The organism is Streptomyces sp. NPDC034670 (assembly GCF_055574875.1).
Genome location: NZ_JBVITR010000067.1, coordinates 1 through 12,754, shown reverse-complemented (window position 1 = coordinate 12,754; position 12,754 = coordinate 1). Strand labels below are relative to the sequence as shown.

General features: G+C 72.9%; 7 protein-coding genes. 6 read left to right on the top strand and 1 reads right to left on the bottom strand.

Features of this window, described 5'->3' with window-relative positions; translation table 11 throughout:
• Positions 1-264 precede the first annotated feature (264 nt).
• The 3 genes from ACZ56B_RS29795 to ACZ56B_RS29785 all read left to right on the top strand — a co-directional run bounded on the left by ACZ56B_RS29795 (position 265) and on the right by ACZ56B_RS29785 (position 6,172).
• Positions 265-4,059 (top strand): ABC transporter ATP-binding protein, encoded by a 3,795-nt coding sequence (locus ACZ56B_RS29795; RefSeq protein ID WP_468797240.1) that lies wholly within the window; start codon positions 265-267, stop codon positions 4,057-4,059.
• Positions 4,060-4,239: 180 nt separating this feature from the next.
• Entirely contained in the window at positions 4,240-4,626 is a 387-nt protein-coding gene (locus tag ACZ56B_RS29790) for a hypothetical protein (protein WP_468797237.1), read from the top strand.
• A gap of 85 nt (positions 4,627-4,711) precedes the next feature.
• Positions 4,712-6,172, top strand: a complete 1,461-nt coding sequence (locus ACZ56B_RS29785) for a S28 family serine protease (RefSeq protein WP_468797234.1) — start codon at positions 4,712-4,714, stop codon at positions 6,170-6,172.
• Positions 6,173-6,191: 19 nt separating this feature from the next.
• Here the strand turns inward: ACZ56B_RS29785 and ACZ56B_RS29780 are convergent, their stop codons facing one another.
• Positions 6,192-6,833, bottom strand: a complete 642-nt coding sequence (locus tag ACZ56B_RS29780) for a hypothetical protein (protein ID WP_468797283.1) — start codon at positions 6,831-6,833, stop codon at positions 6,192-6,194.
• A 718-nt stretch (positions 6,834-7,551) separates the two neighbouring features.
• Between ACZ56B_RS29780 and ACZ56B_RS29775 the strand changes: the two genes are divergently transcribed.
• From ACZ56B_RS29775 to ACZ56B_RS29765, 3 genes are all read left to right on the top strand, one after another.
• On the top strand, positions 7,552-7,929 hold the full coding sequence (locus ACZ56B_RS29775; RefSeq protein WP_468797231.1) for a hypothetical protein: 378 nt from the start codon (positions 7,552-7,554) through the stop codon (positions 7,927-7,929).
• Between the two features lie 225 nt (positions 7,930-8,154).
• Positions 8,155-12,234 (top strand): polymorphic toxin-type HINT domain-containing protein, encoded by a 4,080-nt coding sequence (locus tag ACZ56B_RS29770; protein WP_468797228.1) that lies wholly within the window; start codon positions 8,155-8,157, stop codon positions 12,232-12,234.
• A 2-nt stretch (positions 12,235-12,236) separates the two neighbouring features.
• A complete protein-coding gene (locus ACZ56B_RS29765; protein ID WP_468797226.1) occupies positions 12,237-12,605 on the top strand; it encodes a hypothetical protein in 369 nt (122 codons plus the stop codon).
• The last annotated feature ends 149 nt before the right edge of the window (positions 12,606-12,754 follow it).

Genomic DNA, 12,754 nt, shown 5'->3' with positions numbered 1-12,754 from the left:
AAAAGCCGTAATATACACTCGCGCGCAGGCCGGTGGGGAAGGGGTTTCGGCCGTTGGTGGTGAGGATGTCCACCCGCGCACCCCCCCCCCCACCCCCCCCCCCCCCGCCGCCCCCCCCCCCCCCCGGGCGGCGGCGACCGGGTCCCGTCCGGCCCGCTCGCCCCCGCGCCCCGTACGTGCCGTCCCGAACGGTGCGGAGGGATGAAATCCGCTCCCGGTGGTGTTGGTGCCTTCCGGCAGATCAGGACGATCGGAGGGCACCGCGTGACACCGCAACGGGGATGGGCACGGCGACTGGCCGGATACGCGTGGCGTCATCCCAAGGACGTCGTGCTCGCGCTCGGCGCCTCCCTCGGCGGGATGGCCGTGATGGCGCTGGTCCCGCTGATCACCAAGGTGATCATCGACGACGTGATCGGCGGTGACAGCCGCGCCATGGCCCCCTGGGCGGGCGCCCTGATCGGCGCCGCGCTCGTCGTCTACGTCCTCACCTACGTCCGCCGCTACTACGGCGGCCGGCTCGCCCTCGACGTCCAGCACGACCTGCGGACCGAGATGTACGGGACGATCACCCGGCTCGACGGCCGCCGCCAGGACGAGCTGAGCACCGGGCAGGTCGTCGGCCGCGCCACCAGCGACCTCCAGCTGATCCAGGGCCTGCTCTTCATGCTGCCGATGACCATCGGCAACCTCCTGCTGTTCCTGCTCTCCCTGGTGATCATGGCGTGGCTGTCGCTGCCGCTCACCCTCGTCGCCCTCGCCGTCGCCCCCGCCCTGTGGTGGATCGCCAAGCGCAGCCGCACCCGGCTGCACCCCTCCACCTGGTACGCCCAGGCCCAGGCGGCCGCCGTGGCCGGCGTGGTCGACGGCGCGGTCGGCGGCGTCCGCGTGGTGAAGGGCTTCGGGCAGGAGGACCAGGAGACCGGCAAGCTGCGCGAGGTCGGCCGGCGGCTGTACGCGGGACGGCTGCGCACCATCCGGCTGAACGCGAGGTACACCCCCGCCCTCCAGGCCGTCCCGGCGCTCGGCCAGGTGGCGATGCTGGCGCTCGGCGGATGGCTCGCCGTCCGCGGGAACGTCACGCTGGGCACGTTCGTCGCCTTCTCCACCTACCTCGCCCAGCTCGTCGGCCCGGTCCGGATGCTCGCCATGGTGCTCACCGTCGGCCAGCAGGCCCGCGCGAGCACCGAGCGCGTCCTGGAGTTGATCGACACCGAGCCGTCCCTGACCGACGGCACCAGGGAACTGCCCGCCGACGCCCCCGCGACCGTCGAGTTCGACGACGTCTCCTTCGGCTACGACCCGGAGCACCCGGTCCTGGACGGCCTCTCCTTCGAGATCCGCCCCGGCGAGACCCTCGCCGTCGTCGGCTCCTCCGGCTCCGGCAAGTCCACCGTCTCCCTGCTCCTGCCGCGCTTCTACGACGTCACGCGCGGCGCGGTCCTCGTCGGCGGCCACGACGTGCGCGAGCTGACCACCGCGTCCCTGCGGGCGGCGATCGGACTGGTCCCCGAGGACTCCTTCCTCTTCTCCGACACGGTCCGCAACAACATCGCCTACGGCCGCCCGGACGCCACCGACGAGCAGATCGCCGCCGCCGCCCGCGCGGCCCAGGCCGACCGGTTCATCACCGAGCTGCCCGACGGCTACGACACCACGGTCGGCGAGCACGGCCTGACCCTGTCCGGCGGCCAGCGCCAGCGCATCGCCCTCGCCCGGGCGATCCTCACCGACCCGCGCCTGCTGGTCCTGGACGACGCGACCTCCGCCGTGGACGCGCGCGTCGAGCACGAGATCCACGAGGTGCTCCGGGAGGTCATGCGGGGGCGCACGACCCTGCTGATCGCCCACCGGCGCTCCACCCTCAATCTCGCCGACCGCATCGCGGTCCTCGACGCCGGGCGGCTCGCCGACATCGGCACCCACGAGGAGCTCCAGCGGCGCTCGGCCCTCTACCGCCGGCTGCTCACCGACCCCGACGAGCTCGGCGCCGTCTCCCCGGGCCACACCCCGCCCGCCGGGCCCCGGGGGGCCGAGGAGGCGGACACCTCCGTCCGCGCGGAGCTGGACGCCGAGTTCGACGCCGAGCGCGGCGTCACGCCCCGGCTGTGGACCGGCGACCGCGAGCCCAAGGACACCGCCCTGGCCGGCACCCCGGCCACCCCGGAACTCCTCGCCCAGGTCGAGGCGCTGCCCCCGGCGACCGACGTCCCCGACGTCGACGAGGCCCGCGCCGTCCGGCCCGAGGACTCCTACGGCCTGCGCCGGCTGCTGCGCGGCTTCGGCCTGCCGCTCCTGGTCAGCCTCGGCCTGGTCGCCGTGGACGCCGGCATGGGCCTGCTGCTGCCGGTGCTGATCCGGCACGGCATCGACCAGGGCGTCACCCAGGTGTCCCTCGGCGCGGTCTGGGCCGCCTCGCTGCTCGCCCTGCTCACCGTGGCCGTCCAGTGGGCCGCGCAGGTCGGCGAGATGCGGATGACCGGACGCACCGGCGAACGCGTGCTGTACGCGCTCCGGCTGAAGATCTTCGCCCAGCTCCAGCGGCTCGGCCTCGACTACTACGAGCGCGAGCTGACCGGCCGGATCATGACCCGGATGACCACCGACGTCGACGCCCTGTCGACGTTCCTGCAGACGGGCCTGGTGACGGCGTTCGTCTCGGTGGTCACCTTCTTCGGCATCATGGTCGCCCTGCTGGTGATCGACGTGCAGCTCGCCCTGGTCGTCTTCGCCACCCTGCCCCCGCTGATCGTCGCCACCTGGTTCTTCCGCCGGGCCAGCGTGAAGGCGTACGAGCTGGCCCGCGAACGCGTGTCCGCGGTCAACGCCGACCTGCAGGAGTCGGTGTCCGGGCTGCGGATCGTGCAGGCCTTCCGCCGGGAGGGGGACGGCGTCCGCCGGTTCGGCGAGCGCAGCGCGAGCTACCGCAGCGCCCGGATCCGGGGCCAGTGGCTGATCTCGGTGTACTTCCCGTTCGTGCAGTTCCTGTCCGCGATCGCGGCGGCGGCGGTCCTGGTCGTGGGCGGCGCCCGGGTCGACGACGGGACGCTGGCGATCGGCTCGCTGGTGGCGTACCTGCTCTACATCGACCTGTTCTTCGCCCCCGTGCAGCAGCTCTCCCAGGTCTTCGACGGCTACCAGCAGGCGTCCGTCTCGCTCGGCCGCATCCAGGAGCTGCTGCGCGAGCCGACCTCCACCGAGCCCGCCGGCAAGCCGGTCGCCGTGCCGTCCCTGCGCGGGGAGATCGCCTTCGAGGACGTGCACTTCGCCTACGCCCCCGGCGACCGGGCGGAGAACGCGGAGAGCACGGGGAACGCGAAGAACGGAGGGAGCGCGGAGAGGACGGAGAAGGCGCTCAGCGGGATCGACCTGCGCATCCCCGCCGGGCAGACCGTCGCCTTCGTCGGCGAGACCGGCGCCGGGAAGTCCACCCTGGTCAAGCTGGTGGCCCGGTTCTACGACCCCACCGGCGGCAGGGTCACCGTCGACGGCACGGACATCAGGGACCTGGACCTCACGGCGTACCGGCGCCGGCTCGGCGTCGTCCCGCAGGAGGCGTACCTCTTCCCCGGCACCGTCCGCGACGCCATCGCCTACGGCCGCCCGGACGCCACCGACGCCGAGGTGGAGGCGGCGGCCCGCGCGGTCGGCGCGCACGAGATGATCGCCACGCTGGAGGGCGGCTACCTGCACGAGGTCGCCGAGCGCGGCCGCAACCTCTCCGCCGGGCAGCGCCAGCTGATCGCGCTGGCCCGCGCCGAACTCGTCGACCCGGACATCCTGCTGCTCGACGAGGCCACGGCCGCGCTCGACCTGGCCACCGAGGCCCAGGTCAACCAGGCCACCGACCGGCTGGCGGGCCGCCGCACCACCCTGGTCGTCGCCCACCGCCTGACCACCGCCGCCCGCGCCGACCGGGTGGTCGTCCTGGACCACGGGCGGGTCGTGGAGGACGGCACGCACGAGGAGCTGCTGGCCCGCGACGGCCGGTACGCGGAGCTGTGGCGGACGTTCATCGGGCGGACCGAGCCGGAGGAGCCGGTCGGGGCGGTGCGCTGAACCGCTCCCGCGCACCCGCTCCCGTGCCCCTGTTCCCGTGCGTCCGCGCCCGCGCACCCGCTTCCGTGGTGCCCGCGCACCCGCTTCCGTGACGACCGCGCAACCGTCCGGCATACGCCGTGCGTCCGTACCTCCGTACGTCGTTGGTCGCGGCAGACGCGGTACGGGGAGGAACGACACGTGGGCAGTGGAGCGATACGCCGGCGCCTCGCGCCCGTCCTGGCCGTGCTGACCGCCTCGGGCCTGCTCGCCGTCGCCGCTCCGGGCGAGGCGCAGGCCGCCGCGCCCTGCCCCGGGCGCAAGGTGCGGACCCTGTCCTTCTCCACCGGCTCCGTGGCCGTCCACAAACGCGGCGGCTACGTCTGCGCCGTCACCCTCGCCAAGAAGCCCGGCACCCGGCGCGCGATGTCGGTGAGCGTGCGGGCGCGCGGCGGCCGGCCGGTCGTCGACGAGGGCCGCTTCACGCGCCACGCGGGCCCGGTGACCGTGCACGCCGGCCGCCGCTGCGTCTGGGTGAAGGGCAGGGTCGGCGGCGGGTCCGTCAGCTCCGGCTGGATCCTGTGCTGACCCGGGTATTCCCCTATGTCCCCTGGTGCTGCGGGGAGTTGGTCCGCTAGCTTCCGGCGCACATCTGTCTCACAGGGGAGTGCGCATGCGCAAGGCGCTCAGATGGCTGCTGGCGCTCACGGTGCTCATAGGCACCATGGGCACGGCCCGGGCGGCCACCGCCGCCGAGCCGGAGGCCACCGGGACCACCGGGACCGCCAGTACCGCCGGCACCGTCGACATCAAGGAGAGACTGCTCTCCGTTCCGGGCATGAGCCTGATCGAGGAGAAGCCCTACACCGGCTACCGCTTCTTCGTCCTGAACTTCACCCAGCCGGTCGACCACCGCAGGCCCGCCAAGGGCACGTTCCAGCAGCGGATCACCGTGCTGCACAAGGACGTCACCCGGCCGACCGTCTTCTTCACCGGCGGCTACGGCGTCTCCACGACGCCCCGCCGCAGCGAGCCGACCCAGATCGTGGACGGCAACCAGGTCTCCATGGAGTACCGCTTCTTCACCCCGTCCCGGCCCGACCCGGCCGACTGGTCCAAGCTGGACATCTGGCAGGCCGCCAGCGACCAGCACCGCATCTTCGAGGCGCTGAAGGGGATCTACCCCGAGAACTGGATCTCCACCGGAGGCTCCAAGGGCGGCATGACCGCCACCTACTACGAGCGCTTCTACCCGCGCGACATGGACGGCGTCGTCGCCTACGTCGCCCCCAACGACGTGGTGAACGAGGAGGACTCGGCCTACGACCGTTTCTTCCGCACCGTCGGCACCGAGGAGTGCCGCGACCGGCTGAACGCGGTGCAGCGCGAGGCGCTGGTGCGCCGCGCGCCGCTGACGGAGCGGTACGCGGCGTACGCCGCCGAGCACGGCTACACCTTCGACACCATCGGCAGCCTGGACCGGGCGTACGAGGCCGTCGTCCTCGACTACGTGTGGGGCTTCTGGCAGTACAGCACGACGGCGGACTGCGAGCGGATCCCGGCGGACGCGAAGAACGCCACCGACGACGAGATCTGGACCTCGATCGACACGATCTCCGGGTTCTCATTCTACACCGACCAGGGCCTGAGCCCGTACACGCCGTACTACTACCAGGCCGGTACGCAGCTGGGCGCGCCGACGATCCGCTTCCCGCACATCGAGAAGAAGTACATCCGCTACGGCTACCAGCCGCCGCGCAACTTCGTCCCCCGCTCGATCCCGATGAGGTTCGAGCCCTCGGCCATGCGGGACATCGACACCTGGGTCCGCCACCACGCGCGGCAGATGCTGTTCGTCTACGGCGAGAACGACCCGTGGGGCGCCGAGCCGTTCCGCCTGGGACACGGGGCGCGCGACTCCCACGTCCTCACCGCCCCCGGCATGAACCACGGTGCCAACGTGGCCGGACTGGTCGAGAAGGAGAAGGCGTTCGCCACGGCCCGCATCCTCGACTGGGCGGGCGTCGCCCCGAGCGCGGTCCGGGAGAACCCGGCGGCGGCGAAGCCGCTGGCGAAGTTCGACGCCAAGCTCGACCGGCGCGGCGTCGAGCGGGAGCGCACCCTGCGCCCGTAGGAACGCCGCCGGGGCGGGACTACACCGGGAGGGCGCAGCCCACCGGCGAGGTGCCGCCCAGCCGGACGTAGAGGGCCGTGGACGCCGGGCACGCGGACCGGGTGTCCACGGCCTTCGTCACCTTGTACTCCGGCTTCCGCTTCCCCGTGCCGTCGCAGGCCGTCTCGCGGACCCTGCCGTCGCCCAGGCCGTAGACGCAGTCGCCGACGATGGTGCGCGGACCGCCCCCGCCGCCCGGGTCGCCGGGGTGCGGGGGCTGGAGGTTGCGCATGCAGGCGTAGCCCCGCGGCACCGCGCCGTCGCCGTCCTCGTCGAGGGAGGGGCGCTGCTCGCTGATGTGCAGCACGAAGTCCGTGGTGGCGGGGCAGCGCGGTCCCTCGCGCACGGTGCCGTCGTGGCGGGCGACCACCCGGGCCGCCGCCCGTTCGCTCGTGCAGGGCACCTCGGTGAAGCGGGTCCGGCCGAACGAGCTGCACTCGTCCACCGCGAGGAACACCGCCCCGTACCCGGACGGCCGGACCGGCGCCGGCGACGTCACCCGCCCGCCCGGCCGGCCCTCCCCCTCGCTCCCGCCGCCCGGCGCGCTCTGGCAGCCCGTCAGCAGCACCGCGCACACCGCCGCGAGCGCGGCCCGCGCTCCCCACCCGTTCTTCACGTGCATCGTCATCCCCCGGACACCCCCGCCCAGCGTGGCCCGGCCCACCGGACCGCGCCAGACGTGCGGGACGCTTTCACCCCATCGGGGAGAGCAAGCCGGGTGCGTGACGTACCGGCGCCCCGTCCAAGGGGGGGCACACGGCCTGTGGACACCCCGGCTCCTAATTCAGCCAGAATGGCGAATTCCTGGGGCTCCATTCTTCTTAAAAGGAAGATCGGCTATATATGTCGTGAAGTGGATCTATTGGATTCCCTTGTGCGGGTGCGTCGCGTCCGCGAACGCGTCGTACGGGCGGCCGAACCGACGCGTCCCTGGGTGCGGGAGTAACCGGTTTGCGGTCCTTCGTGGGTGCGGATTTGCTCAGATCTATGGATGGAATGCGTGGTTCTCTTGCTATCCTTGGTCTGCTTTTTCGGGGGGCGCGGTGGCGGCACAGTGCGGTGTCGAATTAAAGACTTGACACCAAGACATCCCATGCTGCAGATGCTTTTTCAGGTCTGTGCCATGCCTTCCCGGACCCATTGCTCCGGCGGTGGTCCTCATTGCTCCTGTGCGGTATCCGGGGCCATCCGCCCTCAAGGGAAGGACACCTGTCATCAGACGCGCACCCAAGATCGCGGTGACTGCACTCGCCGCACTCGCTGCGGCCGGAGGCTTTTCCAGCCTCGCATCTGCGGAGCCCCCTTCCGCGCCCCCGGCGGCCGGCGACGTGCCTTACGCCGTGGAGGACTTCAACTACCCCGGCGCGGACCGGATCCGGTCCTCCATGGGGATCGAGCTGAAGCGGGGAGACGGACGCGTCCTGCTGGTCGAATGCGACCAGCAGGCGGACCAGATCCGAGTGTTCGCGGTCGCCGACGCGGGCTCCGGAAGGCGGGGGACCTACTGCTTCGAGGCCACCTCCGACTCCGGCTACCTCACTCTCGAGCTTCCGCGGGTATTCGCGTTGGAGGCCGGCGAGCAGCCGATCAGCGCCGACCTGACCGCGGGGGGCCAGACTCAGACGGTCGACGTACCCGAAGGCGGATTCAAGTCCGTGGGCGAAGGAACGGTGGGCGGCGCCCAGTCCGTCCTGGTCGAAATACGCGTCACCGGCTGATGCGGTCGCCGGCCGGTTCCCGTACGGCTCCGTACGCGCTCGCACGGCCGGACTCCGCCACACACCCCGTGAACGCGACGACGGCCCAGCGGGTCCTGCCCCCACGATGGGAAAAGGGCGGGGCCCGCTGACGCCTTTTAGGGCGCGACACTTCTGAACGGGTCGTCGGCCGCCCTTTCGTTCCCGTCCGGACCGGGGTCAGGAACGCCGAATTGAAGGAGCCTCATGAAATGGAAAAGGCGACGACTCTCCGGAAAACGGAGACGTGCCGCCAGACGCATCTCGTTCGTCACCGCCGCGGCCGTCCTCTCCGGACTGCTCGTGGTGAACCCCGCCGCCGCCGAGGAGACACCTGACGCGACGGTGGAGCCCGTCCACCTGACCTCGCGTCAGCAGGTGGTCGACATCTGGGCCACCAGCGGCACCGAGGTCAGGGCCGCCGCCGCGGCCGCACTGGCCGGCTCCGACCAGGACATCGTCACCTTCCTGGCCACCTACGGGGACCTGGAGGCCCAGGACTACCGGGTCGAGGCGGCGCAGCTCGCGAGCCTCGGCGGGGAGAACACCCTCGCCGCCGTCCGCGAGGCGCTGGCCGGGGACGTCGGCGACCTGGCGCGCTTCATGAAGGAGGGGTGGGAGGAACCCTTCCAGCAGGACCAGAGGGTGCTCGTGGCCCGGGCGATCGCCGCCGGCGGACCCGAGGTCCAGGCCCGCGGCCGAGCCGCTCTCAACGGCACCGTGGAGGACGTGGCGGAGTTCCTCCGGGCCGGGTGGAGCGAAGCCCGGGACCAGGACGACCGCGTCCTGGTCACCCAGCTCGTCGCGGCGGGCGGCCCGCAGGTGCGGGCGGCCGGGCGACTGGCCCTGAGCGGCACCATGGACGACGTCCGCGAGTTCCTCGAGGTGGGCCAGTTCGTCGCGCGCAACCGCGACCAGGAACACGCCACCGTCGCGGAGCTGGCGAAGCAGGCGGAGAAGGCGGGCAGACTGGCCGCCACCGAGACCAGGGCCGCCGAAGAAGCCTCGGCCGACGCGGTGGAAGCGTCCAGGCAGGCCAAGGAAGCCGCTCAGAAGGCGGCGAAGGAGGCCGAGGCCACGAGGGAGGACTCGGCCGACGCCGCTCGTGCGGCCAACCGCGCGGCGAAAGCCGCTTCCGGTGCGGCCAAGGCGGCCCAGCGGGCCATCTCGGCCGCCAACGCGGCCAGCCGGTCCGCGCGCGTGGCGTCCGCGGCGGCGGCACAGGCAGCGGCTGCTGCCGCGGGCGCCGCCGACGCCGCGTCCAAGGCGCGCAACGCCGCCGCGGCGGCGGCCACCGACGCCACGCGGGCGGATGCCGCCAAGAAGGCCGCGGTCCAGGCGCGGGACGCGGCGCAGGGAGCCACCAAGGCAGCCGACGCCGCCGACCAGGCCGTGAAGGCCGCCACCGCCGCGGGCAAGGCGGCCCTCTCCGCGGCCAGCGCCGGCAGCAATGCCGCCGCCGCGGCCGACGCCGCCGTGCTCGCGGGCCAGTTCGCGGGGCAGAGCAGCACCGCGGCCGCGAACGCGCGGGCGGCGGCCGCCTCGGCCCACCGCCAGGCCGCGGAGGCCAACCGGGCCGCCAACGCCGCCGAATCGCTCGCCCGCAAGGCGGCCACGGCGGCCGGACAGGCCCGCGACGCCGCTCGGTCCGCCGCGGAACACGCCAGGAAGGCGGCGGACGCCGCGGACGACGCGGCGGAGCACGCCGGCGAAGCCGCCTGGGCGGCCGAGAGGTCCAGGGTTCACGCCAACGCGGCGACGGAGGCGGCGAACACCGCCTCGCAGGCAGCCGAACAGGCGGGCGACGTCTACGCGCTGGCCCGTGAGGTCGAGGCGGAGGAACTGCTCGTCCGCACCAACGCCGGCATCGCCAGGGCCCGCGACCTCAAGGCCGAGGAGGAGGCGCAGGAAGCCCGGCGCACCGCCCGGGCCGAGGCGGTGGAGGAGGCGCGCCGCACCGCCGAGGACCTCGCGCGCCGGGCCCAGCAGGGCACGGACGACGAGGAGATCGCCGGGCTGGGCCGGCAGCTGGCGCTGTCGGACCTGGAGAACGGCGGACCCTGGCTGCGCGCGGCCGCCCAGAACGCCCTGGGCGAGGACACCGCGGGCGTCGTCGCCTACGTGCTCACCGGACGTGCGGACGCGCAGGCGCGGGACGACCGCGCCGATGTCGAGCGGCTGGCGGAGGAGAGCGCCGTCAAGGAGGTCCGCGACGCCGCCGAACTGGCTCTGGACGGTGACGCCGCCGCGGTGAGCGCCTTCCTGCGCCAGGGACAGTACGACGCGGGCAGCGAGGCCTTCCGCGTGGAGGTGGCCAAGGCCGCGGACGCGGGCGGTCCCGTCGTCAAGGAGAAGGCCCGGCAGGCGCTGAACACGGCGACCACCGACGCCTACCGCACGTTCCTCACCTCCACGCTGGCGGAAGCGCGCGAGCAGGACGAGAGGGTCCGGGCCGCCCAGCTGATCGACAGCGGCACCCCCGAGGTCCGGGCGGCCGCGCGCATCGCGCTGGAGGGCCCCGCACACCTGCTGCACCAGTTCGTCGAGACCGGCCAGTACACCGCTCAGCGCAAGGACCTGCTGGCCCTCACCCACCAGCAGCAGGTGCTCAACCTCGTCGCCGAGGCGGGCCGGGTCGCCGCCGCGGCACAGGCGGACGCCGCCCGGGCCCAGGCCACGGCGGCAACCGCCCGGCAGGCCGCTGCCGAGGCCCAGGGGTGGCGCGACAAGGCCGAGAAGTCCGCCGCCGAGGCGGCGGGGTACGCCACGCAGGCGGACCGGCACGCCAAGGACGCGGAAGCCTCCGCGAAGCGGGCTGCCGATTCCGCGAGGACGGCACGCGCCGCGGCCCAGCGGGCCGACAGCTCGGCCCGCCAGGCGGCGGTCGCGGCCAGCGACGCCACGGTGTCGGCGGAACTGGCGCAGACCTCGGCCGGCATGGCCTGGGCGTCGGCCAACGCGGCGAAGGCGTCCGCGCAGCGGGCCGGGAAGAGCGCGGCCGAAGCCCTCGGCGCGGCGACGGACGCGTTCGTCGCCGCGGTCAAGAAGTACCGGGAGGAGGAGGAGCAGCGGCGCCGCGAGGCCGTGGCCAAGAAGGAGGCCGCGGAGAAGCAGGGCGTCACCCCGGCCGAGCTGTACCGGTGCGGGATCCTCGGGTGCGAGGCCGTCGAGAATCCCGGGCGCTGGTGCCAGCATCACGAGGTGTACTGCGAGATCCTGGCCCTCGGCCCCTCCGTGGAGGCGTTCGGCAAGGGCCTGTGGGAGTTCGAGAAGAACATCCTCGGACTCGGCGAGCTGGAGAACTGCGCGCGCAAGGGCGACCTCTGGGCCTGCTGGGAGCTGCAGAAGGACGTCGTCATGACGTCCAAGCTCCGCGGGCTGACCCTTGCCTACCGGGCCCTGCGTCAGGCGACGCGAGGCTGCACCCAGTGCTTCGCCGCCGGCACGCCCGTGCTCATGGCCGACGGCAGTCACAAGCCGATCGAACAGGTGCAGGCCGGGGACCTCGTCCACGCCACGGACCCGCTGACCGGTGAGAGCGGTGCCCGCAGGGTGACGGACCAGATCGTCACCCGCGGGGACAAGCACCTCACCGCCGTCACCATCCGCGGGCCGACCGGCGACCGGGGCGAGATCACGGCCACCGAGGACCACCCGTTCTGGAGCACCGGCTTGCGCACCTGGGTGGCCGCGGCGGACCTGCGCCCCGGCGACACCCTGCGGACCGGCGGCGGATCCGCGGCGACGGTCCTCGCCCACCGCACCTCCGTCCAGCGGATCACCACCTACGGCCTCACGGTGGAGGATCTCCACGCGTTCCACGTGGTGGCCGGCCGTACTCCGGTGCTGGTCCACAACAGCGAGTGCAAGATCCTCGTCCTGGGGGTCAACGAGCACATCGACGACGCGACCAGGAACGTTCCGGGTGGGTACAACCACATGGATCCCTCCCTCCAGACGGTGGAGGGCTACCTCCCGGGAGGAATCCCCTACACCAAGTGGATGAGCCTGGTGGACGACGCGATGCGCAGCAACCAGAAGATCGCCATCAGTCTCAAGGGTTTCGACCCCCCGAACGGCACGTGGCAGCAGAAGTTCGACCTCGCCGTGCGCAACGGGCAAGGGTCCAACTGGAGGTCCACCGAATGGGAGCTGGGCCGACTCGAGTACTACTACCGCACCGAGAAGCTCGACTGGGACAATGTGAGGTTCTACGACGACCACGGGAAAGAGATTCCCAAGGACGCCATCAAGCCGCCGCTGCGTCCGGGAGGGAAGCGGGATTGAGGATGGAGTACTCCTCCGACCGGCATTTCACGGTGTGGCAGTACACGGCCGCCCATCACCGGCGGATCCTGCTGCGCAGTTCACGCCGCACCGCGTCCGACACCCGGATCGATCTCCACGTCGGTGGCGTCAGCGCGTTGCTGGTGCGCCCCTCCTACCGGGGGATCACGGTGCGTGAGGGAACGGAGGAGGACGAGGAGAGGGTGACGGCGATCCTCGGTCCGCAGGTCTTCGCGCGCGGAGAGCGGCTGCACGTCATCGGTGAGGGCCGGATGACGGGCTTCATCGCGGGCGGGCCGCTCGAACACCACGAGACCCGGGCCGCCGATTCCGCACCCTCCGGTTTTCTCCCCATGCCTCCGACCGCATAGCAGGACCGGGGGGGGGGGGGGGGGGGGGGGGGGGGGGGGGGGGGGGGGGGGGGGGGGGGGGGGGGGGGGGGGGGGGGGGGGGGGGGGGGGGGGGGGAGTGGGGGGGGGGGGGGGGGGGTGGGGGAGGTGGACGTCAGCGTGGCAGAGCA